We start from the raw sequence: 24,673 nt of genomic DNA, 5'->3' as shown, positions 1-24,673 counted from the left end.
GTCCAGCTCATTGGCGTCCAGCAGGTCGCTGGCCTTCTCTCCCAGTTTGGACGGGTCCTTCGTGAAGGCCACCAAGCGGTTATTGCTGGAGAGCAACGCCATTTCCCCGGCGCCCTCATACAGCTGGCGGTCGGCAGCGACGAGCATGTCCTGGATGAAGTTCACCGACAAGTCGGCGCCGACGATGCCCTGGAACTGGCCATCGACCATGATTGGTTCGATGAACGAGGCGAGCATGGTCATGGTGTCGCCGACGCGATAAGGCGCCGGGTCGATCACGCAGGCTTTCTTGCTGTCCCGCGAGCACAGGTAGTACTCACTGGCGCGAATACCGGTGGACAGCAGTTTCTGGTCCGTCACATCGGCGAGCTTTTCCAGGCCCAGGGTGCCGTCCTGGTTGCGAAACCACCAGGGCAGGAAGCGCCCATCGGTTTCCATGCCCAGCACCGGGCTGTTCACGTAATTGGCGTCATCGTGGTCAATAGCGTTCGGTTCCCAGGCAATGTAGGCGCCGAGAATCTTCGGGTTGCGCACCACGGTTTCGCGCAGCAGGCTGATCATCTGCTCGCGGGGCACCTTCAATTGCGCGTTGCCGTCCGTGCCATTCATGCCCATCAAGGCATTGGTGGTCGCCAGGCCCCGGGCAAGCAACAGCGGCGCCTCCAGTTCCCGCTGGATCAGGCTTGCCTGGGTGCGGGCCAGCGCGTCGAGGCGTTGTTCGATCAGATGCTCGAACTGCGCCTTGGTCCGCTGTTGCACCATCTCCTGGGTTCGGGCGCCTGCAAACAGCGCGTACAGCACCAGGGCGCCGACCACACTGAGGATGATGGCGCCGGCCAGAGCGGCCACGGAAAACTGGATCGATTTGAATTTCATAAAGGCTCCGGACGCGGGAATGACGTCTGAGCCTGTATCGGCGTTTCTTTGGCCCGGCATGAGGCGCTGTTCGTCGGATGACTGTTTTGGCTTTCTGGGTGTCGTAAATGGACTGGAGTAGGGTCTGTCTGAAAAAACTGTAATCCCACGCTATGTATCTGGCGCCGATACAAATCAGCGCCTAGGATACGCCCACGTTTCCAGGGAGCTTCTTACATGAACAAGATATTGATGGTGAGTGCACTGAGTGTGGGCTTGCTGCTTGCCGGTTGCCAGTCGGTCAACACCACCAGCGGCGGAGCCGTGGGCGTGGAGCGCAAGCAATACATGTTCAGCATGCTGTCCACCGACCAGGTCAATCAGATGTACGCCCAGTCCTACCAAAAGACCATGGGCGAAGCGAGCGCCAAGGGTGTATTGGACAAGACGAGTAGCGATGCCAAGCGCGTCCAGGCCATTTCCAGTCGGCTGATCGCTCAGGCACCTGTGTTCCGCCCGGATTCGGCGCAATGGAACTGGGAAGTGAACCTGATCAAAAGCGATGAGCTCAACGCCAGTTGCGGCCCCGGCGGCAAAATCATTTTCTACACCGGCTTGATCAACAAGCTCAAGCTCACTGACGATGAAATCGCCGCGATCATCGGCCATGAAATCGCCCACGCCTTGCGCGAGCACGGCCGCGAAGCGATGTCCAAGGCCTACGGCATCGAAATGGCCAAGCAGGGCGCCGGTGCATTGTTCGGTCTGGGCCAGGACAGCCTGGCGCTGGCCGATACCGTGGCCAACTACGGCATGACCCTGCCCAACAGTCGTGGGAACGAAAACGAAGCTGACCTGATCGGCCTGGAACTGGCCGCTCGCGCCGGCTACGACCCGAATGCCGCAATCACGTTGTGGAACAAGATGGCCAAGGCTTCGGAAGGCGCGCCGCCGGAGTTCATGAGCACCCACCCGTCGTCCAGCAGCCGGATCGCTTCATTGCAGGCGGCGATTCCGAAGGTAATGCCGCTTTATCAGCAAGCCCGGAAATAAGTATTAAGGCTGTTTCTTTGTGGTGAGGGAGCTTGCTCCCGCTCGGTCGCGTAGCGGCCGCAAAAGCTTAGGGCTGCTTCGCAACCCAGCGGGAGCAAGCTCCCTCGCCACAAGAGCCTGTATCAACCTGATCAAACCCACCCACTGCTCTGCATCGCCTTGTACACCGCAACGATCGCGAGCACAAAAAATGCCGAGGCGGCCAGGCGGCGGATCAGCGTCAGGGGGAGCTTTTCAGCGGCGAAGTTACCGGCCAATACCACCGGCACGTTGGCAATCAGCATGCCCACGGTGGTGCCGATGATCACCAGCCACAGTTCCGGGTACTGCGCGGCGAGCATCACTGTGGCGATCTGGGTCTTGTCGCCGATTTCCGCCAGGAAGAACGCGATCAGCGTGGTCAGGAAAGGTCCGAACTTGCGGGCCGTACTGGCTTCGTCATTGTCCAGTTTGTCCGGCACCAACGTCCACAGCGCTGTGGCGGCAAAGCTCACCGCCAGGATCCAGTGCAGGACCGCGTCCGAGAAAATACTACCGACCCAGGCGCCCACCGCTCCGGCTGCCGCATGGTTGGCCAAGGTGGCGGCAACGATGCCGGCAATGATGGGCCAGGGTTTGCGAAAGCGAGCCGCGAGAATAAGCGCGAGCAGTTGCGTCTTGTCGCCGATTTCGGCCAGCGCAACGATAGCGGTAGGTACGAGGAAAGAGTCCAGCATCAGGTGATTCCTAGAGGGGCGGGTCGACACGGCTATGACACGTACAGCCTTCCCGCCCCGGGTAAGGTGTGCGTGTCATAGGTCTTGTCAAACCCAGCGACCATCTGCGTGGACGCTTGGGCCGCATACGCCATGGTCTGCTGACCAAGTATGTTGACGTATGCCGGGCGAGCATGGCGCTCGCGGGAGACTACTCCCCTAGGACGGAGCGGATTCTGCCTAGGCAAATCCGATTGGGCAAGTGCTGTTTCTTAAATTTGCTTCAGCCGCGCTTGGCCCGGTAGATGCGGAAACCCTGGCCTTCGGCCTTGATCGCGCACACGCCCAGATGCTCTTCGATCAGCGGCTGATACTTGAGGAAACTGTTTGCCACCAAGCGCAGTTCGCCGCCGTTTTTCAGATGTTTTGCTGCTTTTCGCAGCAGATTTTCCGTGGCGTGGTAGTCGGTGTGCACGCCGACATGGAACGGCGGGTTACTCAGAATCGCGCTTAATCCCATGGGCGCGGCGTCGATACCGTCGCCGGTCAGCACCTCGGCCTCCAGACCATTGGCGGCCAGGGTCAGGCGGCTGCTGGCGGCGGCGAACGCATCCACGTCCAGCAGCGTGACGGTGTTGTGCGGATAGCGGCGCTTGACCACCGCCCCCAGCACGCCGGCACCACAGCCAAAATCCAGCAAGTGGCCGCTGGGCAGTTTATCCAGGTGTTCCAGCAACAGCGCACTGCCGCGATCCAGGCGACCATGGCTGAACACCCCCGGCAGGCTGATGACCTTCAGCGCGCCTTCGGCCAGGGGCAGTTCGTAGGTTTGGGCCAGGCTTTCCAAAGGTTTGGCCTCGGGGGCGTCGGCGACGGTGACCTGCCATAGCTGACAATGGCGCGCGCTGTCGAGCTTGCGCGGTTTGCCGAAGGCGTTGAGCTGCTTGGACGCGCCTTCGATGCCGCTGCGCTTTTCCCCCACCAGATACACCTCGCGACCGGCCAGGCGCGAGGCCACGGCATTGAGGATGTAATCGGTCAGGTCCTTGGCCTTGGGCAGGAAGACCACGGCGGTCTCGAACTCACGGGCCGGCACGTTCACGCCAAAGTGGCTGCGCTCGGGGAAACGGGCATCCAGCGCGGCCTGATCACCGGCGTGCCAGCACCAGCCATGGGCTTGGGGCAAGCGACCGAGCAGATCGTCGGCGGGCAGGCCGGCCAGCAAGACTGAACCCTGAAATAACTCGGCTTGACGAAGCAGTACTTCACTGCGCGGATCCATGGTCTGCTCCTTGAAAAAAAGTGCGGCAGTTTATCAACTGACGACTCGCTGCGCTGTACCACTGAAAAAGCCCAGGGCGTTTTCCGTCAGTTGGCCGACGATCCGTTGCCGCGCCTCGCGGCTGCCCCAGGCGTTGTGGGGCGTGACGATCAACCGTGGAATGTCGGCGGCCAGCAGCGGGTTGCCCTGGGTGGGTGGCTCCACGCTCAGCACATCGGTGGCCGCGCCGCCCAAATGACCGCTGCGCAGGGCATCGGCCAGGGCCTGTTCGTCGATCAGGCCACCGCGGGCGGTGTTGAGCACAAAGGCGCCGGGTTTGAGCAGCGCCAGTTGCCGCGCGCCGATGAAATTGCGCGTGTGTTCGTTGAGCGGACAGTGCAAGGTCAGGGCATCGATCTGCGGCAACAGTTGATCCAGCGGCAAGCGGTCGGGACGGGCAGGGCGGCCGGGGATCTGCCCCAACAGCACGCGCATGCCGAAGGCTTCGGCCAATCGCCCGACGGCGCTGCCCAGTTCGCCATGACCCAGCAACCCGAGGGTTTTGCCTTCCAGTTCGACGATGGGGTAGTCCAGCAGACAAAACTGCGACGCCTGCTGCCAACGGCCCTCGGCCACCGCCTTTTGGTAGTCGCCCAGGCGGGTCGCCAGATTCAGCAACAGCATGATCGTGTGCTGGGCCACCGACGGCGTGCCGTAACCCTGACAGTTGCACACGGTGATGCCGTGTTGGCGGGCGGCGTCCAGGTCGACGTTATTGGTGCCGGTGGCGCTGATCAGGATCAATTTCAGTTCGGGGTTGGCGGCCATGGCAGTCGCATCGATCACGACCTTGTTGGTGATCGCCACCGTGGCGCCCTTGAGCCGCTCGCTCACTTCATCCCGGCTCGTGCGGGCGAACAGTTGCAGTTCGCTGAAACAGTTGCGCAGCGGTCCCAGGTCCAGATCGCCGAGGTCCAGGGAAGGGTGATCGAGGAAAACTGCGCGGCCGGTGTTTGTCATCAGCTGTACCTTTTATCTGAGGAATCGAAGGCGTAATGTGGCGAGCCTATCAGATGAATGGCGGCCCAGGCGCCGAACACCCGTGGCGAGGGAGCTTGCTCCCGCTGGACCTGTAGGAGCTGGCGAAGCCTGCGATCTCTTGATCTTTCGCTCAAGACTCAATGGACCGTAAAAAGCTCGCAGCCTCGCTTCGCTCGTCAGCTCCTACAGCGTCAGCGCGAGCAAGCACCCTTGCCACGGTATTCATTTTACAAAGGCCTACTCTCCAGGAGCCCCCATGTACCTCACCGAATTCCTCACCGTCGCCCTGATCCACCTGCTGGCCGTGGCCAGCCCCGGGCCGGATTTTGCCGTGGTGGTGCGCGAGAGCGTGACCCATGGCCGCCGCGCCGGCACCTGGACGGCGCTGGGTGTGGGCACGGCGATTTTCCTGCATGTGGGGTATTCGCTGCTGGGTATTGGCCTGATCGTGTCGCAATCGATCGTGTTGTTCAACGCGCTGAAATGGGCTGCCGCCGCCTACCTGCTGTACATCGGCTTCAAGGCCCTGCGAGCGCAACCGGTCAAGCCGACGGCGGACAATCTGCACAAAGAGGTTGGCGAACGTACCGCCCGTGGCGCGTTCACCTCGGGTTTCGTCACCAATGGCCTGAACCCCAAGGCGACGCTGTTTTTCCTGTCGCTGTTCACCGTGGTAATCAACCCTCATACGCCCCTGGCAGTCCAGGCCGGCTACGGCGTGTACCTGGCGGTGGCGACGGCAGTGTGGTTCTGCCTGGTGGCCATGCTGTTCAGCCAACAGCGAGTGCGCGCCGGGTTTGCCCGCATGGGCCACTGGTTCGACCGGACCATGGGCGCTGTCCTCATTGCCATTGGCGTAAAGCTGGCGTTTACCGAGTCTCACTGATCGGTTTTGATGTGATCGTCTCCACACCCGCCAGGGGACGGTCAACGGCGTTGACGAACGTACTCCAGAAAGGCGTCGATGTTGTCACTGCACAGCAGTGGCGACACCGCTTTGACCTCCTCCATCGGCCAGTCCCACCAGGCTGATTCAAGCAAGGCCTGACGCACCGGTTCCTCAAAGCGCCAGCGAATGAACCGGCACGGGTTGCCGCCGACGATGGCGTATGGCGCGACATCACGCGTCACCACGGCGCCGGCCGCGACCACGGCGCCATGGCCGATGGTCACCCCGGACAGAATCATCGCTTCGGCGCAGATCCAGCAGTCGCTGCCAATCACCACGTCGCCCTTGGTCGGGTTGCAGCCCGGAATACCCTGGGCCTGTTCGATCATCAGCGGGAACGGAAAGGTGCTGACCCAGTCGGTGCGATGCCCGCCACCCAGCAGAATTTTCACGCCTTGAGCGATCGAGGTATAAGAGCCGACTTTGAGGATCGTGTCGTCGCCGAACTCCATGACTTCGGGAATGCCATATGTGCCCACACCAATCTGGTATTTCGGATAGCGCAAACGGATTTTTTCCGGCGCTCTCTCGAGTTTCTCCAGGCGCTTGAGATGCTTGCGTACTTTGCGCTCTTTGAGTTTTTTCAAAAAATTCAAGGACGAGGCCTCGCTGTCGGGCGTCGCAAGACCAGTCGCTTGAAGCGCTTCAGGCTGGTTGCGTTCAGGTGGCGCCACGGGATGCTGCGCAGCAGCCGCCAGGCTTCTTTGCGGTCTTCGACCACCGCGTACTTCAGCGCTTTGTGGACCAGCACCGTACGAGCCGCACCGTAGGCAGGGTGGGCTCGATAGGGCTCGATAGCCTGCAGGTCGGCCTTGAGCATCAACCGGTATTTTCTCGACAGGTTATTGGGGTGGCGTCGATAGCGTGTCACACAAACCGGCAATTCATGAATTTCATAACCTTTGTGGGCGATCCGCAAAGTGATCTGGAAATCCTGGACCCGCAGCAGCGGATCATAAAAACCGGCGTCGCGCAGTGCGCTCATGCGATACAGCGCCGTTGGCGCGCCGATTACCGCAGCGCTGCGTAGAAGATCGTCGAAGGTATGCACCTGAATATGGTCGCGCTGTTGCTCCTTGATGGTCTGGCCTTCGCTGTCCATGTAGATGATCAGCGCGCCGACACAACCGACCTGCGGATGCTCGTTCAGGTACTGGACACGGAGCCCGACGGAGTGGGGCAACATGATGTCGTCAAGGTCCGGGGTCGAGATGTAATCGCCCTTGGCGTACTTCAGCCCGTGGTTGAGCGCCGCGCTGACACCCTGATTTTCCTGGGAGTACAGCTGGAAGTCGTAGGTCTGTTGCAACTGCCGGAGCATGGCGAGGCTGTTGTCGGTGGAGCCGTCATCGACCACGATGACCTCAATGTTCGGATAATCCTGGGCAAAGATGCTGTGGATCGCTTCTTCCAGGTATTTCTCGGCGTTGTAGCAAGGGGCCACGATCGACACGAGCGGCTCACTCTGTGGCGCGATGGCCTGGGAAGAAGTCAGGTCGGTGTTCATGATTCTCTGCAAAAAGCGGGTGGAGTCGGGTGAGCCTGTGAGAGCACTTCCCCACGGGCTTTTGTAACGACGTTGACACCTATGCTCGCTGCTGGATCCAACTCTGACAAGGTTTAACCCACATAAACCGTGCAAAACCTGCGGTTAGGTGGCTCAAGGCTAGTATTTGCGGGCGGATCAAATCATTCCTTTGGCTGATTTGATCCGCGTAACAGCGCTCTAAAGTGCTCACTTCCAGCCACGACCGTGCAGTCAGAAAAGGGACTCTTATGTTGCAGACTCGCGTTATTCCTCCAGCCGAAGGCGCTTATCAATACCCGCTGCTGATCAAGCGGCTGCTGATGTCCGGTGCGCGTTACGAGAAAACCCGCGAGATCATCTACCGCGACCAGTTGCGCTACAGCTACCCGACTCTGATCGAACGCGTCGCGCGGTTGGCCAATGTGCTGACCGAGGCCGGGGTCAAGGCCGGTGATACCGTGGCGGTGATGGACTGGGACAGCCATCGTTACCTGGAATGCATGTTTGCGATCCCGATGATCGGCGCGGTGATCCATACCATCAACGTGCGCCTGTCACCGGAACAGATCCTCTACACCATGAACCACGCTGAAGACCGCTTCGTGCTGGTCAACAGCGAGTTCGTCGGTTTGTACCAGGCGATTGCCGGGCACCTGACGACCGTAGAAAAAACTCTCCTGCTGACCGACCTGCCTGAAAAAACCGCCGACCTGCCGAACCTGGTGGGCGAATACGAACAACTGCTCGCCGCTGCCAGCCCCGCCTACGATTTCCAGGACTTCGACGAAAACTCGGTCGCCACCACGTTCTATACCACCGGCACTACCGGCAACCCCAAGGGCGTGTATTTCACTCATCGGCAACTGGTGCTGCACACCATGGGCGTGTCGACCATCATGGGCGCCATCGACAGCGTGCGGCTGCTGGGCACCAACGACGTGTACATGCCGATCACGCCGATGTTCCATGTCCATGCCTGGGGCCTGCCGTACGTGGCGACCATGCTCGGGCTCAAGCAGGTCTACCCCGGCCGTTATGACCCCGAATTCCTGGTCCAGTTGTGGCGCAAGGAGAAAGTCACCTTTTCCCATTGCGTGCCGACCATTCTGCAAATGGTCCTCAATGCCAAGGGCGCCCAGGACACCGATTTTGGCGGCTGGAAAATCGTCATTGGCGGCAGCGCCCTGAACCGAAGCCTGTACGAAGCGGCCAAGGCCAGGGGCATCCAGCTCACCGCCGCCTATGGCATGTCGGAAACCGGCCCGCTGGTGTCTTGCGCCCACCTCAACGACGAATTGATGGCCGGCAGCGAAGACGAACGCATCACCTACCGGATCAAGGCCGGCGTACCAGGGCCATTGGTGGAAGCGGCAATTGTCGACTCCGAGGGGCGTTTTCTGCCCGCTGACGGTGAGACCCAGGGCGAGCTGGTGCTGCGCGCACCGTGGCTCACCGAGGGTTATTTCAACGAGCCGCAGAAGGGCGCCGAGCTCTGGGCCGGCGGCTGGCTGCACACCGGCGATGTCGCCACGCTGGACAGCATGGGCGTGATCGATATTCGCGACCGCATCAAGGACGTGATCAAGACTGGCGGTGAATGGATCTCGTCCCTGGACCTGGAAGACCTCATCAGCCGTCACGTGGCGGTACGCGAAGTAGCAGTGGTGGGTATTCCCGATCCGCAGTGGGGCGAGCGCCCATTTGCCTTGCTGGTCATCCGCGAAGGGCATCAGATCGGGGCTCGCGAGCTCAAGGAACATCTCAAGCCGTTCGTCGAATTGGGGCACCTGAGCAAGTGGGCGATCCCGAGCCAGATCGCCCTTGTTACGGAAATTCCCAAGACCAGCGTCGGCAAGCTCGACAAGAAGCGTATCCGTATCGACATCACCGAATGGCAGAGCAATAACAGCACCTTCCTGTCGACGCTTTAAACGTTTTTGCCGTGCCCAAAAGGGCACGGCAGCCCCACCAAGCAAGCGCTTGCCTTGTCAAACCGAAAATTTCAGCCATCCTTGCCGTGCCGACATCTGTCGGCCTGGCGAAAGGACTGTTCCAGAGTGGTCGCGGGCTGCAAATCACACTTTAGAGGGATCAAGCCGTACTACCTGCTGGCTATAGTCCGTTTAAGGATTTTCAAGAACGGGGCGCACGCACTAAACGGGCGATGCGACTTTGAACGGGGCGCAACGTTGCCATTCCCAGCCGTTGAAAGTGTTCTTGGAAAATACTGACTGCCATAAAAATAAAAGCACATGGAGTAGCGTCGATGACCTCAGCAAACACGTTCTGGCGCCGGGCAAAACTGCCTCTGGCGGTCAGTCTCGCCTCTTCGCTCGCCGGGCCAGCATTCGGCGTCAGTTTCAACATCGGTGAAATCGAGGGCCAGTTCGACTCGGCCCTGTCGGTAGGCGCAAGCTGGTCCACGGCCAAGGCCAACCGGGACCTGATCGGCGTCAACAACGGCGGCAAGGGCCTGTCCCAGACCTCCGACGACGGTCACTTGAACTTCAAGCGCGGGGAAACCTTTTCGAAGATCTTCAAGGGTATCCACGATCTGGAACTCAAGTACGGCGATACCGGCGTGTTTGTGCGCGGCAAGTACTGGTACGACTTCGAACTCAAGGACGAACATCGTCTGTACAAGGACATCAGCGACAGCAACCGCAAGGAAGGCGCCAAGTCTTCCGGCGGGCAGATCCTCGATGCCTTCATCTACCACAACTACGCCATTGGCGATCAGCCAGGTTCGGTTCGCCTGGGCAAACAGGTGGTCAGCTGGGGTGAAAGCACCTTCATCCAGGGCGGGATCAACTCGATCAACCCGGTCGACGTGTCGGCGTTCCGTCGTCCTGGTGCCGAGGTCAAGGAAGGCCTGATTCCGGTCAACATGTTCTATGTGTCCCAGAGCCTGACCGACAACCTGTCGGCCGAGGCGTTCTACCAGTTGGAGTGGGACCAGACCGTGGTGGACAACTGCGGTACGTTCTTCTCGCAGCCGGACGTGGTTGCCGATGGTTGCAACGATAACCTGCGGGTACTGAACAAGCGCTCTACGCTGCCGGCGGCCGCACTCGGTCCAGCGGAGGCGCTCGGCGTCGACGTCAACGAAGAAGGGGTGCTGGTGCGTCGCGGTCCGGATCGCGATGCTCGCGACAGCGGCCAATGGGGCGTGTCGTTCAAGTACATGTTCGAGCCGCTGGACACCGAGTTCGGTGCCTACTTCATGAACTACCACAGCCGTGCGCCGATTTTCAGTGCCACCGGTGCTCCGCAGTCCATCTTTGACCTGGCTGCCAGCTTGCCGCCTGCGTTCGCCGCGCTGTCACCTCTGCTGGTGGCGGGTAACTCGAACTACTTCATCGAATACCCTGAAGACATCCGTCTCTACGGTTTGAGTTTCTCCACCACCTTGCCTACCGGTACGGCGTGGAGCGGTGAACTGAGCTATCGTCCGAACGCCCCGGTGCAACTGAGCACCACGGACATTCTTTTCGCCGGTGTGACGCCACTTCCAGGGCTTGGCAATGCTTCGGTACTCCCTGGCTCCCCAGGTCAGGACCTGCATGGCTATAACCGCAAAGAGATCACTCAGTTCCAGACCACGTTCACCCACTTCCTGGATCAGGTCATGGGCGCCAGCCGTCTGACCCTGGTAGGCGAAGTCGGCGTGACCTACGTGGGCGGCCTGGAAAGCAAATCCGACGCTCGTTATGGCCGCGACCCGGTGTTTGGCCCAGGCGAACTGCCTAACAATTTCTGTAACGTGCTCAATGGCTCGACCGCGGCAGGTGGCGGCCAGACCAGTGCCGATGTGAACAGCAATTGCAACAACGATGGCTTCACCACCTCCACTTCCTGGGGCTATCGTGCCCGCGCCATCTGGGAATACCCGGACGTGTTCGCCGGCGTGAACCTCAAGCCCAACGTGGCTTGGTCCCATGACGTAAAAGGCTACTCGCCAGGCCCGGGCGCCAACTTTGAAGAAGGCCGCAAAGCCGTCAGCCTCGGACTGGATGCCGAGTACCAGAACACCTACAACGCGAGCCTGGCCTACACCAACTTCTTTGGTGGTGACTTCAGCACCGTGGACGATCGCGACTTCCTGGCGCTCAGCGTTGGCGTGACCTTCTAAGCACAGTATTTCAGGACGACACACTATGAAAATAACAAAGAGTCTGTTGCAGGTCGGTGTTCTGGGGCTATCCCTGCTGGCTGCCAGCGTCATGGCGGCTGTGCCTGCCGCCGAAGCCGACAAACTGGGCAAAAGCCTGACGCCGATGGGCGCCGAAATGGCCGGCAATGCCGACGGTTCGATTCCGGCCTGGAAACCCATGGCCAAGAACGCCGGCAGCGTGGACAGCAAGGGTTTCCTGTCCGACCCGTTTGCCAGTGAACAACCGCTGTTCACCATCACTGCGCAGAACGTCGACCAGTACAAAGACAAGCTCGCGCCGGGCCAGTACGCAATGTTCAAGCGCTACCCGGAATCCTTCAAGATGCCGGTCTACCCATCCCATCGCGGCGCCACCGTGCCGGATGACGTGTATGCCTCCATCAAGAAAAACGCGGTGAACACCAAGCTGGTGTCCGGCGGTAACGGTCTGGAGAACTTCGAGACGGCGGTGCCGTTCCCGATTCCCCAGAGCGGTGTGGAAGTGATCTGGAACCACATCACCCGCTATCGCGGCGGCAGCGTGACCCGCCTGGTGACCCAGGCCACGCCGCAGCCAAACGGCTCCTACAGCCTGGTGTACTTCCGGGACCAGTTCGTGTTCCGCGACAAAATGAAGGATTTCGATCCGGCCAACCCTGGCAACATCCTGTTCTACTTCAAGCAGCAAGTCACCGCGCCGGCGCGTCTGGCCGGTGGTGTACTGCTGGTGCACGAAACCCTCGACCAGGTGAAGGAACCGCGTTCTGCGTGGGTCTACAACGCCGGCCAGCGCCGTGTGCGCCGTGCGCCACAGGTCTCCTATGACGGCCCGGGCACCGCCGCCGACGGCCTGCGTACCTCCGACAACCTGGACATGTACAACGGTGCGCCGGATCGCTACGACTGGAAACTGGTGGGCAAGAAAGAACTGTACATTGCCTCCAACAGCTACAAGATCGATTCGCCTCAGCTCAAGTACGCCGACATCATCAAGGCCGGCCATATCAACCAGGACCTGGCTCGCTACGAGCTGCGTCGTGTCTGGCATGTGACCGCGACCCTGAAGGAAGGCCAACGCCACATCTACGCCAAGCGTGACTTCTACATCGACGAAGACACCTGGCAAGCCGCGGTGATCGACCATTACGACGGTCGTGGCCAACTGTGGCGCGTTGCCGAGGCCCATGCCGAGAACTACTACGACAAGCAAGTGCCGTGGTATGCCCTGGAAACCCTCTACGATCTGCAGTCCGGCCGCTATCTGGCGCTGGGCATGAAGAACGAAGAGAAATCGGCCTATGACTTCGGCTTCACTGCCAGCACCGCCGAGTTCACTCCCAACGCATTGCGCCAGGAGGGTATCCGCTAAACAGCTTCACCCGAGGCCGCATCCTCGAAAAACGCCCCGACTGGTTCGGGGCGTTTTTTTTGACCAACACAAATCCCCTGTGGCGAGGAAGCTTGCTCCCGCTGAATGAGCCTTCTAGGAGCTGTGTAGGAGCTGTGTAGGAGCTGTCGAGTGCAACGAGGCTGCGATCTTTTCCCTGACGCTTAAATCCCAAGCGAAAGATCAAAAGATCGCAGGCTTCGCCAGCTCCTACAAAGCGCGGCGGGAGCAAGCTCCCTCGCCACAAGAGCGGTGGCTGCCTGAATTCTTCGAGTCGGTCGGCTTGTAGCCTTTTTGTAGCCATTTGTAGCAGCTCCCTTCAATACCTCTTCGTTTACCGCTAGTCTGCGGACATCGGCAACGCCGCCACCCGCACTCCAACAAGAGCCGGCCATGACTGATCTGTCTTCACTTCCGGGTTCTGCCCGCACTGCCGTCGCGGTTCAGGACGGGCGTTTCTACCGCCCGCCCTTGCCCGATGGTCACGTCGTGCGGCCGCGGTTGTGCGAGCGTTTGAGTGCGGGGTTGGGAGGCCGCTTGCTGTTGGTGAGCGCCCCGGCCGGGTTCGGCAAAAGTTCACTGGCGGTGGAGTTCTGCCAGAGCCTGCCGGCCCATTGGCAAAGCCTCTGGCTGGGGCTCAGTGCCAGGGACAACGACCCGGGACGCTTTCTGGAGCGGCTGCTCGAAGGGCTCCAGGCGTTCTTCCCGCAGTTGGGAGGTCGGGCGTTGGGGCTGCTGAAAATGCGCCAGCGCCACCAACCTTTCGCATTCGAAGAGTGGCTCGACGGCCTGCTGGATGAACTGTCCGCGCATCTGTCGCCGGATACACCCTTGCTGCTGGTGCTCGACGACTACCACTTGGCCCAAAGCCCGGTGCTGGACCGTTGCCTGCAATTTTTCCTTAATCATCTGCCCGAAGGTTTGCTGGTGCTGGTCACCAGTCGACAGCGCCCGGACTGGCATCTGGCGCGTCTGCGTCTGTCACGCCAATTGCTCGAACTGAACGAACAGGACTTGCGCCTGACTCATGAAGAAGCCCAGACCCTGCTGCAGCACCACAGCAGTTCGTTGCGCGGGGAAGCCCTGGAGAGCCTGATCCAGCGCAGTGAAGGCTGGGTGGCCGGGCTGCGCTTTTGGTTGCTGGCCGCTTCCGAGGCCGGGACTGAGGGCCGCATGCCCCAGGCTCTGCATGGCGGCGAAGGGCTGATTCGCGATTACCTGCTTGAGGAAGTCATCGACTGTCTGCCCGCCGAAGTGCAGGCGTTTCTCTATGACACCGCATCCCAGGAGCGTTTCTGCAGCGAACTGTGTGATGCCGTGCGCGAAGCCCATGACAGCGCCGAAATCCTGGAGTATCTGGCGGCGCACCAGGTGTTCCTGGTGCCGCTGGACGAGCATGGCCACTGGTACCGTTACCACCATCTGTTTTCCGATTTGCTGCGCAGCCGTCCCAGTGCGCCGGCCATGGTGCCGGCTGCGACCCTGCACTTGCGGGCCTGCCGCTGGTTCAATGCCCAGGGCCTGATCGACGAGGCCGTGGAACAGGCGCTGCGGGCCGGGCATCTGGATGTGGCGGCGAACCTGGTGCAGAACCTCTCGGAGGAGCAATTGCTGGCCGAGCAGAACGTCGGCATGTTGCTGCGCTGGAAAATGGACTTGCCCGACAGCCTGCTCATCAGCACACCGCGTTTGATCGTGCTGTACAGCTGGGCGCTGGGGCTGGCCTGCCAGTTGGACGCCGCTGAAGAACTGGCCGCCCACCTGAGCCGGTTCCTGCCGGCGCCTTCGGCCACCGCGCAAAAATCCATGCTTGCCCAATGGCTGGCCCTGAGCGGGATCATTGCCCGTGGCCGTGGCGATCGCGAGGCCACGGTGCGTTACTGCACCGAAGCCCTGGAGAGCCTGCCGCAGAAGCGTTATGGCCAACGTCTGATGTGCCTGTCCACGCTGTCGAACCTGGCGATTGCCGACGGTGACCTGTGGCGCGCCCGGGCCTTGAACCGTGACTCCCTGGAGCTGGCGCAGCGCGTTGGTAACCCGTTGTTCGAGGCCCTGGCCCATTACGACCGGGCTCGGGTTTTGCAAGCGCGAGGGGAGATCCTGCGGGCGCTCGATGAAGTGCATCAAGGCCTGCAACGTTTGCACGCGCTCTCGCCGCAACGGCTGTATGCCGTGCGGGCGCGATTGATTCTGTACGAAGGGTTCCTGCTGACCTTGCGCATGCAGCCCCAGGCCGGATTGGCGCGCTTACAGGCCGGTCTCACCGAAGCGCGGGCGTGCCGCGACATCAGTGTGTTGATCGGCCACTGCGTGATCGCGCGGATTGAAGGCCACGCTCGCGAATTCGCCCGGGCCTTTGCCGAACTGGCCGAAGCTGAACGCCTGATGCATATCTGGGATGTGCCGCCGATTTATTACCTGGCGATGATCACCCTGGTCAAATGCGAACTCTGGCTGGCTCAGGGCCGTACCGACCTGGCCGAAGCCTGGCTGGCGCGGTTGGGGCAGACCTACACCGGTGAACGGGCCGCCGCGCCGCCGGAATTCCACCCGCAACTGCCGCTGCATGTCGAACTGCAACAGGCGGTGCTGGAGTCCATCCGGGGCCAGCCCATGTTGGCCGAAGGACGGCTCAATGCCTTGCTTGAACACGGCCAGCAAACCGGCCGGCAGATGCTCAGTGTGATGGCGCTCAACCAGAAGGTCGCCTTGCTGCTGAGCGTCGGTCGCGAACCCGAAGCCCGCAGTACCCTGGCCCAAGCCCTCGAAGCCGCCGCTGGCGGTGTGCTGCAGCCGTTCGAATGGTTGCTGGGCGAACATCGGGAGTGGCTGCGCGAGCAACTGTTGCGCGCACCACCCAGTCCCTTGCGCCAGAACCTGCTCGAGCGCCTGCCGTCGACGGTGGCTGCCGATTCATCGGCCCCCGTCGAAACCCTCAGCAGTCGCGAGCGTGCGGTACTGCAATTGATTGCCCAAGGCTGTTCGAACCAGGAAATCAGCGAGCAGTTGTTCATCTCGCTGCACACGGTCAAGACCCACGCCAGCCACATCAACAGTAAGCTTGGCGTGGAGCGCCGCACCCAGGCCGTTGCGCGAGCGAAGGTGTTGGGGTTGTTGGGCTAGAGGTAAAGTGGCATGACATGAGGTCCCTGTGGCGAGGGGATTTATCCCCGCTGGGGTGCGCAGCAGCCCCAAAGCAGTTAACCAATCAGTCTGACACATCGAGGCGGCAGGTCTTAGGGCTGCTACGCAGCCCAGCGGGGATAAATCCCCTCGCCACAAAAAGCCAGTCAGAGGTCAATACCTGATGTTACCCCTGTACAAAACCATCCCATCCCCCGTGGGCGAGTTGATCCTCGTCGCCCGGGATACAAAGTTGGCGGCCATCCTCTGGGAAAACGGGGGTCTCAACCGCGTGCGCCTTGGCCCTTTGGAAGAGGACAGTCAGCACCCGATCCTCAAGGAAACCGAACGCCAGCTCATGGAATATTTCTCCGGCCAGCGCAGGCACTTTGATCTGGAACTGGACTTTGCCGGCACCGAATTCCAGGTCCGGGTCTGGCAGGCACTGCTGACGATTCCCTTCGGTGAAACCCGCAGTTACCGCGACATCGCCATCCAGATCGGCCAGCCCACGGCTGTGCGGGCGGTAGGCGCCGCCAACGGCCGCAACCCTATCTCCATCATCGCCCCCTGCCACCGCGTCATCGGCACCTCCGGCAGCCTCACTGGCTTTGCGGGCGGCCTTGCGGCCAAACAGTTCCTCCTGAGCCTGGAAGGTCAGCAGACGCTGCAGTTGGTGTTTTGAGTGCTTAAATGTGGAGCGCCACTAAACCCTGTGGGAGCGAGCCTGCTCGCGATAGCGGAGTGTCAGCTTGCAAAAATGCTGGCTGTACATGAGCCATCGCGAGCAGGCTCGCTCCCACAAATTCTGTGCAGTGCCCACTCGGTTCAGGCCGAAGGCTCTTGCGGCGCCAGCATGCGCGTCGGCGGTTTGCCGTTGGCGTTGTGCTGGAATATCTGCGTCGGCTGCCCCTGTTCATTGAAGAACACCTGCCCGATCCCCGCCGAGTTCCACAACCGCTCTCCAGCCTCGGCGTGTTCCGGGGTGTGAGGAATGATGCGCATGCTGCGGCGCTTGGTGAACCAGTTCAGGGGCGAGCGGGGCGAGTAGAGCCAACGGTTCAGGCGATCGAACCATTCCAGCAGCGCCGGCGGGAACTCATTCTTGATGCCGCTGCTGGTGATCTGCCAGATGCGCGGGCCGCCCTTGCGGTGTGGGATCAGCACCTCATAGACGAAGGAATAATGCACATCCCCGGACAGCACCACGTAATTGCCGGGTGTACGCGAGTGCCGGAAAATATTCAGGATCACTTGCGCCGCGCCGCGATGGGCCATCCAGTTTTCCGCGTCCACCAGCAGCGGATAACCGCACCAACTGAACACCCGCTGCACGGTTTCGATCAACTTCACACCGAAGATCGGCGCCGGTGAAACGATGATCGCCGAGGGATGATCCAGCAGTTCCTGCTGAAGTTCGCTCAAGGCTTCCCAATCGAGCAGTCCCGAAGGCTGCTTGAGGTTGCGCTCGCTGCGCCAGCGGCGGGTGCGGGTGTCGAGCACCACCAGGGCCGGGGTGGTCGGCAGCACATAGTGCCATTGCTGGAAACCCAGCAGTGTGTCGATCAGTTTGTCCTGCGGGCCGCTGTCCAGGTAGCGGTCCCGGGCGGTGTCGCTCAGGGCCAGGGTTTGCTGGATTACGTCATCGAACGCGTCCGGGTTGTTGCCCCAGCCCTGGCAGAGCATGTAGGCGATCAGTGCGTTGCCGATGATGCGCTTGGAGAACGGGTGGCCGTAGGCCGTTTCTTCCCACTGCGCGGATAAATTCCAGTCATCGGTGATGTCGTGATCGTCGAAAATCATCAGGCACGACAGGTGTGCAAACACCCGCGCCACGCCCCCAAGACCTGTCTTGAACCCCTCGATGCGCTGCTGTTCCAGGTCGTAGCGCTGGCGCCGCTCGGCGGTCAGTTGCGGTGGTTGCGGGTCGATCAGCGTCCACGGCACAGGTGACCACACCAACAGGTACATCGCCATGACTTCAGCGAAGGTCACCAGATGATTGTCGGCGCTGCTGCTGGTGAATATCGGCTTGCGGGCCCCGCCGAAAAACCGTTCGCGCAGGGTTTCGTTGCTGTCCAGCGCTGGTAATAAATCGGCGCGGTGGTAGTAACTGGCCGGGTGTTCATAGAGCTTGGCGCTGTCTTCCACCACCGCGCCGTCCAGGCATTCCTCGAACAGCCCCAGCCGTTCGATCAACGCATGAATCGCCCGCAGTGTCGGCCCGGCGACGTCATCGGCGTAGACCTGATCACCGCTCATCATCAACAACGCCGGTCGCTGCTGCGGGGCTTGTGCCAACAGCCGGTCGACGCAGAGCAAGCCGTCGTTGGTCGGGTAGTGGGGTTTGCGGCAGGAGCCATGGACCAATTGATCGATACGCGAATGCAGGACGAAGTTCGGACACTGCGCCTGGCCATACAACAGATGGGGCGCCCATTCGGCAATGGGGGCGCCGTCCATCAGCAGGTCGTAGTCAATCGCCACGTCCTGGGGCAGGGCGGTGTCGAGTCGTACATCGATCAGGTGCACAAAAGCCTGCTGCCCCACCGGCACAACGGTGCAACGCGGGGCGTCCAGGGTGAGATCGCCCAGACCGTCTACACGCAGGGTCAACGTGAGGGGGCGTGTACCCACCAGCCACATCACCAGCCGCGTCGGCTCCAGCCGCCGCAGCAGCGGGCCGACCAGGACAGGGGGCAGGGCAGGGGAGATGTCAGATGAGGACGGCAACATTCGCGGGTAAAGCTCTGGCTCCGATGGAGGCGGGGATCATAACGCAATGCGCTGCGTAGCTGGGATTCGCTGAAAAGGCGATGTACTCCAGCTCTTGTGGCGAGGGAGCTTGCTCCCGCTGGGCTGCGCAGCAGCCCCAACCTTTAACCTGACACACCGCAAAGTCAGATTTTTTGGGGGGGCTTCGCACCCCAGCGGGAGCAAGCTCCCTCGCCACGGGGTTCACTGGGCTTTGTTGCATCACTGCGCCTGGTTGGACGCTTCTGCGGCTTTGATCAGGTCGGGGCCGATTTCTTTTTCGAACTTGGCCCACACCGGTTTCATACTGTCGCGCCAGGCGTTGCGCTGCTGGGGCGTGAGGCTGATGATCTCGGTGGTCCCGGCGTCGAGGATAAACTGCTTGTCCTGCTGGTTCAGTCGGTCCGCCTCACTGTTTGCATAGGCGGTGGCCTCGGTCACGATCTTGTCCAGTTCGGTACGGATATCCGGCGGCAGGCCATTCCAGAAGTCGGACGAGGCGATCAACATGTAGTCGAGAATGCCGTGGTTGGATTCGGTGATGTACTTCTGCACTTGATGCTGTTTCTGGTTGTAGAAGTTTGAGTAGGTGTTTTCCGTACCGTTGACCAAGCCGGTGCGCAGGCCCTGGTACACCACAGAGAAAATCATCGGTTGGGGCTTGGCGCCCACCGCCTTGAATTGTTCTTCCAGCACGGCCGAGCTCTGTACCCGAAACTTCAGGCCACGGGCATCTTCGGGGACACGCAGGGGTTTGTTGGCCGACAACTGCTTCATGCCGTTGTGCCAATAAGCCAGCCCCGTGATGTTTTTGCTTTCCATGGATTTGAGCAGTTTCTGGCCTTCCGGGCTCTGCTGGAAGCGGTCCACTGCAGCAATGTCGTTGAACAGAAACGGCAAGTCGAACAGTTGCACGGATCGGGTGTACTGATCGAACTTGGCCAGCGAGCGCGCAATGATCTGCACGTCACCCAGCAGCAGCGCTTCCATCTCCTTGTCATCGCCAAACAACGTGGAGTTGGGATACACCTCGACCTTCACCCGGCCTGGCAATCGTTCATCCGCCAGTTTCTTGAACATCAACGCGCCCTGGCCCTTGGGCGTTTGCTCGGCCACAACATGGGAAAACTTGATCACGATCGGTTCAGCCGCCATGGCTGAGCCCAGCAGGCTGAAGCTCAAGGTACAGACGAGCGCTTTGCAAAGAGGTTTTAGCATGGTGAGGCTTCCCTTTTATTGGTCGACGGTGCGACACGCAGGCTTAGCCCGACAGCGCAGTGGCGAGGGAGCAAATGCCCTCGCCACTGCGCATGTCTTGACCGGGCTAGTTCATCCCCAGCCAGTTCGGCAAGGCCAGCGAGATCCATGGCACATAGGTAATCAGCATCAGGAATGTCAGCAGGATCATCAGCCATGGCATGGCTGCGCGGATGGTCGCGGGCAGCGACATGCCGGTCACCGCCGAGGTGACGAACAGGTTCAGCCCCACCGGAGGCGTGATCAAACCAATCTCCAGGTTCACCACCATGATGATGCCCAGGTGGATCGGGTCGATGCCCAGTTGCATGGCGATAGGGAACAGGATCGGCGCCAGGATCAGGATGATCGCCGAAGGCTCCATGAACGCACCGGCAATCAGCAGCACGATGTTCACCACCAGCAGGAAGGTCACCGGCGTCAGCCCGGCCTCGATCACCCAAGCGGTGATTTGCTGCGGCAGTTGCTCGGTGGTCAGCACATGGGCGAACAGCATGGCGTTGGCGATGATGAACATCAGCATGATGCTCAGCTTGGCCGATTCGAGCAGCACCTTGGGCGTCTCACGGAACGTGAGGTCCTTGTAGACGAACAGTGCGATGAATGCCGAATACACCGCCGCAACGGCAGCCGCTTCAGTGGGGGTGAACATCCCGGAGTAAATCCCGCCGAGGATGATCACCATCAGCAGCAGACCCCAGAGGGCTTTGCGCGCCGTGGACAGCCATTCACGGAACGTCGCCCGAGGCAGTGCCGGCAGGTTTTTCTTCACGGCAACGATGTAGATCGCCACCATCAACGATAGCCCCAGCAACACGCCAGGGATTACCCCGGCCATGAACAGCTTGCCCACCGAGGTTTCGGTCGCGGCGGCGTACACCACCATCACGATCGACGGCGGAATCAGGATGCCCAGGGTGCCGGCGTTGCAGACGATGCCGGCGCCGAACGACTGTGGATAACCCGAGCGCACCATACCGGCAATGGCAATGGAGCCAACAGCCGCTACCGTCGCGGGGCTTGAACCTGACAACGCTGCAAACAGCATGCACGCCAGCACTGCGGCAATCGCCAGACCGCCACGGATGTGGCCGACGCAAGCGTTGGCAAAGTCGATCAACCGTCGCGCCACACCGCCAGTGGTCATGAACGCACCGGCCAGCAGGAAGAACGGAATCGCCAGCAGCGTGTAGTGTTCAGAGGTTTCGAACAGCTTGATCGCCAGGGAGCGCACCGAGTCCGGGCTGAAGTAAATGATCGTCAGCGACCCGGCCAGTCCCAACGAAATGGCGATGGGCACGCCGATAAACATCAGCACGAACAGCGCGATGAACAGGAAGGCAATGGTCATGGCTTGTCTTCCTCGTGTTCGGTCAGTTTGATGGCTTCGGCTGCTTCATCGGCCAGGCCCAGGCCGGTCTGACGATTCATCAGGATGCGCACGAGAATTTCCGCGAAACGGATAAACACCAACGCAAAACCCACCGGCACGATCAGGCCGATGTGCCATTGCATGATGCCGAAGTGGCCCAGGTCCTCTGCGCCGATCTCAGCGATCATCAGGGTGTTGATCCACTCAAAACTGGCAACGGCCAGCAGCCCGGCGTAGGTCAGGCAGCACAGGCAAGCGATGACGCCGATAATGCGTTGTACCGGCTTGCTCGCCAGTTTCACCAGCGCATCCACGCCGATGTGCCCGGCCGTGCGCACGCCGTACGACAAACCAAAAAAGATCAGCCAGCCAAACAGAGCCTTGGTCAACGAGCTGCTCCAGGTCATGGCCTGGGCCATGCCCATGATGCTGTCGCCAATGGCGAACGCCGGCGTGCTGGCGGCAGGCCAGTTGTCGCCGAGGCTGTAGAAAACGGTGTAGAGGTTGTTGAGTACCACGTAGACGAAAGTAACCAGCGTCATGGCGGCCAGAAGAAAGGCAATGAAACCTTCCTCGAAGTGTTCCCAGATGCGCCGAAGGGCGTTCATGGATGACATCTCCTGCAGGGGGGACGACAGGCCGGCGCTGCCAAGGCGGCAGCACCGGCCAACCCATTACTGAGCCTTGTTGGAGGCTTCGGCGGCTTTGATCAGATCAGCACCGATGTCACCTTCAAACTTCTTCCACACCGGCTTCATCTTGTCGCGCCACTCGCCGCGTTCTTCAGGCGTGAGGGTGATGATCTCGGTGGTCTTGGCATCGACGATCTTCTGCTTGGCGTCCTGGTTCAGTTGCTCGGCTTCCTTGTTCACCTGAGCCGTGACTTCCTTGATGATCTTGTCCAGTTCAGTACGAACCTCTGGTTCCAGGCCGTTCCAGAACTTGGTGTTGGTGATCAGCATGTAGTCGAGTACACCGTGGTTGGACTCGGTGATGTACTTCTGCACTTCATGCATTTTCTGGCTGTAGATGTTCGAGTACGGGTTTTCCGCACCGTTGACCACGCCAGTCTGCAGGCCTTGGTACACCTCGGCGAAACTCATTTTGCGCGGGTTGGCGTTCACCGCCTTGAACTGTTCTTCCAGCACGGCCGAGGCCTGCACACGGAACTTCAGACCACGGGCATCCTTGGGTTCACGCAGCGGCTTGTTGGCCGACAACTGCTTCATGCCGTTGTGCCAATAGGCCAGGCCGGTGATGTTCTTGCTTTCCATGGACTTGAGCAGCTTCTGGCCTTCAGGGCTCAGCTGGAAGCGGTCCACGGCGGAGATGTCATCGAACAGAAACGGCAAGTCGAACAGTTGCACAGACTTGGTGTAGTGCTCGAACTTGGCCAGCGACGGCGCAATCATCTGCACGTCACCCAGCAGCAGCGCTTCCATTTCCTTGCCATCGCCGAACAGCGAGGAGTTGGGGTACACCTCAACCTTCACTTTGCCTGGCAGACGCTCTTCCACGAGCTTCTTGAACAGCAGCGCGCCCTGGCCCTTGGGCGTTTGTTCGGCGACTACGTGGGAGAACTTGATGACGACAGGATCCGCCGCCATGGCCGTGCTCAACGCACTGAGAGCCAGCGTACAGGCGAGCGCTTTCCAGATAGGTTTGAACATTGTGGGGTTTCCTCTTTGTTTTTGTATTTATCGTGCGGGCTCATTCAAAACACAGCGCACGGCGGACAGTTGCAAGTCTAGGCAGAAAAACAGTTTGCCGGGGGATTGTGACGGTCAGTACGGGAAAAATCGCGAGTATTGGCTAACGCCTCAAAAGGGTGCGTTAGAGCCTTCCAGGGCTGGGGCGACAACCATCGGGACCGAAACAGGGCGAAAGGTTTCAGCCTGCAACCGTAACGAGGGTCAGGAAACCATAAAAGCGAAATAATGGCTACTGGCCTGTTCGCTTGCCTCGAACCTGATGGCGGGGGATTTAGCCGGGTGAGCGGACGAAATGGCCGGCCGCGGCCTTGTGACGGCATCCCGAGCTGCGCCAGAATCCCTACGCCCGTCTCTACATGGGCCCAGGAAGCCTGGAACGCTGTTCAACCCCATAAGGATTTACGGATGATCGACTTCAACAACAAAGGCTTCTTCAAGCTCAAGCAAAACGACGAGTACGCCGAACGCGTAACAGCCCTGCTGCTGGAGGGCGAACAGGTCATCGACGCCTATAAGTCCATGCGCGACGGCGTAGTCTTCACCAACAAACGCATCATCGCGGTGAACGTGCAAGGCATCACCGGCAGCAAAAAGGACTTCACCTCTCTGCCTTATAAAAACATCGTGGCCTACTCGGTAGAAACCTCCGGCACCTTCGACCTGGATTCGGAACTGGAGATTTACTTTTCATCCCTGGGGAAGGTGAAGTTCGAATTCACCGGCAAGACGGGCATTGTTGAAATCTCCAAACTGATCTCCAGACACCTCCTGACCTGATGTCAGCAGACCCAGGATGAATACGAAAACTCGGAGGGTGAAGTTGGAGAGTTGAGCACTGGATCATTCGCCCATAGGCGGGGTGACTTACACAGACCACTCCAATGAGCGGTCTGTGGTGGGCCATTCAGGACGTTCAGTCGCAGAACATATTGATCACTTTCTTGTTTGCGTCGGTCACGACGGTGAGACGGAAATCTTTAGTGTCTTTGCTCATGGCCACTCCGGTGACCCTGACCGCTTCCAGGTTCAGCTGCTTTACGTAGTCTTCTTCGGACAGAGCCGTTTCACTCATCCCCCCTGGTTTCAACTCCTTGGCTTGCGCGACTTTGTCCGCGTTGCAAGGCTCGCCCTGCGCTGCGAAAGCTTGAAAAGTCATGCCGCTCAATAATAGGGAAAGAGTCAGCAGGGTCGGTTGGGTGCGGCTGTATTTAGTGTTCATCATGAACTCCTTGCGGGTCATCGAAGATTGGCTTCGCGTACTTGCGAGGCTGGATCAGGTTAGAAGTGAGCCGCAGTGAGGACCACTGTCATATCTGACAGTCGCCAAGACCTGATTGAAGTAAGTGAATCCGGATTTTGTATCGGAACGCTATAAGCGAAAGCCCACCACACATCCCCTGTGGGAGCGAGCCTGCTCGCGATGATGGCGGCCCATCCAACATCAATGCCAGTAGACAGACCGCTATCGCGAGCAAGCCCGCTCCCACAGTTTTTGATCGCGGTGTTCACAGATTCTATGCCAGCCACAGACCC

The 24,673-nt window shown here is 60.3% G+C and carries 19 protein-coding genes and 1 riboswitch; of the genes, 8 read left to right on the top strand and 11 right to left on the bottom strand.

From position 1 onward, the window contains the following. Positions 1-1,092: 1,092 nt before the first annotated feature. On the top strand, positions 1,093-1,908 hold the full coding sequence (locus BMY45_RS24055; protein ID WP_047229426.1) for a M48 family metallopeptidase: 816 nt from the start codon (positions 1,093-1,095) through the stop codon (positions 1,906-1,908). A 131-nt stretch (positions 1,909-2,039) separates the two neighbouring features. Here BMY45_RS24055 and BMY45_RS24050 read toward each other — a convergent pair whose 3' ends face one another. From BMY45_RS24050 to BMY45_RS24040, 3 genes are all read right to left on the bottom strand, one after another. Next, positions 2,040-2,624 (bottom strand): TMEM165/GDT1 family protein, encoded by a 585-nt coding sequence (locus tag BMY45_RS24050; RefSeq protein ID WP_092402460.1) that lies wholly within the window; start codon positions 2,622-2,624, stop codon positions 2,040-2,042. Positions 2,625-2,714: 90 nt separating this feature from the next. Next, a riboswitch (yybP-ykoY riboswitch) is annotated at positions 2,715-2,835 on the bottom strand. Between the two features lie 51 nt (positions 2,836-2,886). Continuing rightward, positions 2,887-3,885: a class I SAM-dependent methyltransferase gene (locus tag BMY45_RS24045; RefSeq protein ID WP_092402458.1), complete on the bottom strand. Its 999-nt coding sequence runs from the start codon at positions 3,883-3,885 to the stop codon at positions 2,887-2,889. Between the two features lie 33 nt (positions 3,886-3,918). Continuing rightward, positions 3,919-4,884, bottom strand: coding sequence for a 2-hydroxyacid dehydrogenase (locus BMY45_RS24040; RefSeq protein ID WP_092402456.1), 966 nt, complete (start codon positions 4,882-4,884; stop codon positions 3,919-3,921). Between the two features lie 277 nt (positions 4,885-5,161). On the opposite strand from BMY45_RS24040, the gene BMY45_RS24035 reads away from it, so the two are divergent. Further along, on the top strand, positions 5,162-5,791 hold the full coding sequence (locus tag BMY45_RS24035; protein ID WP_092402454.1) for a LysE family translocator: 630 nt from the start codon (positions 5,162-5,164) through the stop codon (positions 5,789-5,791). Positions 5,792-5,832: 41 nt separating this feature from the next. Here BMY45_RS24035 and BMY45_RS24030 read toward each other — a convergent pair whose 3' ends face one another. Then, complete coding sequence (locus BMY45_RS24030; protein WP_092402452.1) at positions 5,833-6,450, bottom strand: CatB-related O-acetyltransferase; 618 nt, start codon at positions 6,448-6,450, stop codon at positions 5,833-5,835. Next, positions 6,447-7,361: a glycosyltransferase family 2 protein gene (locus tag BMY45_RS24025; RefSeq protein WP_092402450.1), complete on the bottom strand. Its 915-nt coding sequence runs from the start codon at positions 7,359-7,361 to the stop codon at positions 6,447-6,449. Before BMY45_RS24025 ends, BMY45_RS24030 begins: the two co-directional genes overlap by 4 nt. A 269-nt stretch (positions 7,362-7,630) precedes the next feature. On the opposite strand from BMY45_RS24025, the gene BMY45_RS24020 reads away from it, so the two are divergent. From BMY45_RS24020 to BMY45_RS24000, 5 genes are all read left to right on the top strand, one after another. Beyond that, positions 7,631-9,313: a fatty acid--CoA ligase gene (locus BMY45_RS24020; RefSeq protein ID WP_092402448.1), complete on the top strand. Its 1,683-nt coding sequence runs from the start codon at positions 7,631-7,633 to the stop codon at positions 9,311-9,313. A gap of 335 nt (positions 9,314-9,648) precedes the next feature. Then, positions 9,649-11,514, top strand: coding sequence for a DUF1302 domain-containing protein (locus BMY45_RS24015; protein ID WP_092402446.1), 1,866 nt, complete (start codon positions 9,649-9,651; stop codon positions 11,512-11,514). 25 nt (positions 11,515-11,539) lie between these two features. Next, entirely contained in the window at positions 11,540-12,904 is a 1,365-nt protein-coding gene (locus BMY45_RS24010) for a DUF1329 domain-containing protein (RefSeq protein ID WP_092402444.1), read from the top strand. Between the two features lie 411 nt (positions 12,905-13,315). Then, the gene (locus BMY45_RS24005; RefSeq protein WP_092402442.1) at positions 13,316-16,045 is read left to right on the top strand and encodes a winged helix-turn-helix domain-containing protein; all 2,730 of its coding nucleotides are present in this window, start codon (positions 13,316-13,318) and stop codon (positions 16,043-16,045) included. Between the two features lie 184 nt (positions 16,046-16,229). Further along, positions 16,230-16,730, top strand: coding sequence for a methylated-DNA--[protein]-cysteine S-methyltransferase (locus BMY45_RS24000; protein ID WP_092402440.1), 501 nt, complete (start codon positions 16,230-16,232; stop codon positions 16,728-16,730). Between the two features lie 143 nt (positions 16,731-16,873). Here the strand turns inward: BMY45_RS24000 and BMY45_RS23995 are convergent, their stop codons facing one another. From BMY45_RS23995 to dctP, 5 genes are all read right to left on the bottom strand, one after another. Beyond that, positions 16,874-18,781, bottom strand: coding sequence for an alkaline phosphatase D family protein (locus BMY45_RS23995; RefSeq protein ID WP_092402438.1), 1,908 nt, complete (start codon positions 18,779-18,781; stop codon positions 16,874-16,876). Between the two features lie 240 nt (positions 18,782-19,021). Then, positions 19,022-20,017, bottom strand: coding sequence for a TRAP transporter substrate-binding protein (locus BMY45_RS23990; RefSeq protein WP_092402436.1), 996 nt, complete (start codon positions 20,015-20,017; stop codon positions 19,022-19,024). Between the two features lie 106 nt (positions 20,018-20,123). Continuing rightward, on the bottom strand, positions 20,124-21,407 hold the full coding sequence (dctM, locus tag BMY45_RS23985) for a C4-dicarboxylate TRAP transporter large permease protein DctM (RefSeq protein ID WP_092402434.1): 1,284 nt from the start codon (positions 21,405-21,407) through the stop codon (positions 20,124-20,126). After that, entirely contained in the window at positions 21,404-22,036 is a 633-nt protein-coding gene (locus tag BMY45_RS23980) for a TRAP transporter small permease (RefSeq protein WP_092402432.1), read from the bottom strand. Before BMY45_RS23980 ends, dctM begins: the two co-directional genes overlap by 4 nt. Positions 22,037-22,102: 66 nt before the next feature. Beyond that, positions 22,103-23,098: a C4-dicarboxylate TRAP substrate-binding protein DctP gene (gene dctP / locus BMY45_RS23975; RefSeq protein WP_092402430.1), complete on the bottom strand. Its 996-nt coding sequence runs from the start codon at positions 23,096-23,098 to the stop codon at positions 22,103-22,105. A gap of 447 nt (positions 23,099-23,545) precedes the next feature. On the opposite strand from dctP, the gene BMY45_RS23970 reads away from it, so the two are divergent. Beyond that, positions 23,546-23,917, top strand: a complete 372-nt coding sequence (locus BMY45_RS23970) for a PH domain-containing protein (protein WP_092402428.1) — start codon at positions 23,546-23,548, stop codon at positions 23,915-23,917. A 136-nt stretch (positions 23,918-24,053) separates the two neighbouring features. Here the strand turns inward: BMY45_RS23970 and BMY45_RS23965 are convergent, their stop codons facing one another. Further along, positions 24,054-24,359 carry a hypothetical protein gene (locus tag BMY45_RS23965; RefSeq protein ID WP_092402426.1) on the bottom strand — a complete coding sequence of 102 codons (306 nt, stop codon included), beginning with the start codon at positions 24,357-24,359 and terminating at the stop codon, positions 24,054-24,056. Between the last annotated feature and the right edge of the window lie 314 nt (positions 24,360-24,673).

The sequence above is a fragment of the Pseudomonas sp. NFACC39-1 genome (genome assembly GCF_900110355.1).
In the GTDB taxonomy this organism is placed as follows: Bacteria; Pseudomonadota; Gammaproteobacteria; order Pseudomonadales; family Pseudomonadaceae; genus Aquipseudomonas; species Aquipseudomonas tehranensis.
Note: the sequence above shows the minus strand (reverse complement) of the source record. Positions and strands in the feature narration are given on the sequence as shown.

What these genes read in the sequence shown, in the direction of transcription:
- BMY45_RS24055 (WP_047229426.1), top strand. Translation starts at nt 1,093, where the DNA reads ATGAACAAGATATTGATGGTGAGTGCACTGAGTGTGGGCTTGCTGCTT.
- BMY45_RS24050 (WP_092402460.1), bottom strand. Translation starts at nt 2,624, where the DNA reads ATGCTGGACTCTTTCCTCGTACCTACCGCTATCGTTGCGCTGGCCGAA.
- BMY45_RS24045 (WP_092402458.1), bottom strand. Translation starts at nt 3,885, where the DNA reads ATGGATCCGCGCAGTGAAGTACTGCTTCGTCAAGCCGAGTTATTTCAG.
- BMY45_RS24040 (WP_092402456.1), bottom strand. Translation starts at nt 4,884, where the DNA reads ATGACAAACACCGGCCGCGCAGTTTTCCTCGATCACCCTTCCCTGGAC.
- BMY45_RS24035 (WP_092402454.1), top strand. Translation starts at nt 5,162, where the DNA reads ATGTACCTCACCGAATTCCTCACCGTCGCCCTGATCCACCTGCTGGCC.
- BMY45_RS24025 (WP_092402450.1), bottom strand. Translation starts at nt 7,361, where the DNA reads ATGAACACCGACCTGACTTCTTCCCAGGCCATCGCGCCACAGAGTGAG.
- BMY45_RS24020 (WP_092402448.1), top strand. Translation starts at nt 7,631, where the DNA reads ATGTTGCAGACTCGCGTTATTCCTCCAGCCGAAGGCGCTTATCAATAC.
- BMY45_RS24015 (WP_092402446.1), top strand. Translation starts at nt 9,649, where the DNA reads ATGACCTCAGCAAACACGTTCTGGCGCCGGGCAAAACTGCCTCTGGCG.
- BMY45_RS24010 (WP_092402444.1), top strand. Translation starts at nt 11,540, where the DNA reads ATGAAAATAACAAAGAGTCTGTTGCAGGTCGGTGTTCTGGGGCTATCC.
- BMY45_RS24005 (WP_092402442.1), top strand. Translation starts at nt 13,316, where the DNA reads ATGACTGATCTGTCTTCACTTCCGGGTTCTGCCCGCACTGCCGTCGCG.
- BMY45_RS24000 (WP_092402440.1), top strand. Translation starts at nt 16,230, where the DNA reads ATGTTACCCCTGTACAAAACCATCCCATCCCCCGTGGGCGAGTTGATC.
- BMY45_RS23995 (WP_092402438.1), bottom strand. Translation starts at nt 18,781, where the DNA reads ATGTTGCCGTCCTCATCTGACATCTCCCCTGCCCTGCCCCCTGTCCTG.
- BMY45_RS23990 (WP_092402436.1), bottom strand. Translation starts at nt 20,017, where the DNA reads ATGCTAAAACCTCTTTGCAAAGCGCTCGTCTGTACCTTGAGCTTCAGC.
- dctM (WP_092402434.1), bottom strand. Translation starts at nt 21,407, where the DNA reads ATGACCATTGCCTTCCTGTTCATCGCGCTGTTCGTGCTGATGTTTATC.
- BMY45_RS23980 (WP_092402432.1), bottom strand. Translation starts at nt 22,036, where the DNA reads ATGAACGCCCTTCGGCGCATCTGGGAACACTTCGAGGAAGGTTTCATT.
- dctP (WP_092402430.1), bottom strand. Translation starts at nt 23,098, where the DNA reads ATGTTCAAACCTATCTGGAAAGCGCTCGCCTGTACGCTGGCTCTCAGT.
- BMY45_RS23970 (WP_092402428.1), top strand. Translation starts at nt 23,546, where the DNA reads ATGATCGACTTCAACAACAAAGGCTTCTTCAAGCTCAAGCAAAACGAC.
- BMY45_RS23965 (WP_092402426.1), bottom strand. Translation starts at nt 24,359, where the DNA reads ATGAACACTAAATACAGCCGCACCCAACCGACCCTGCTGACTCTTTCC.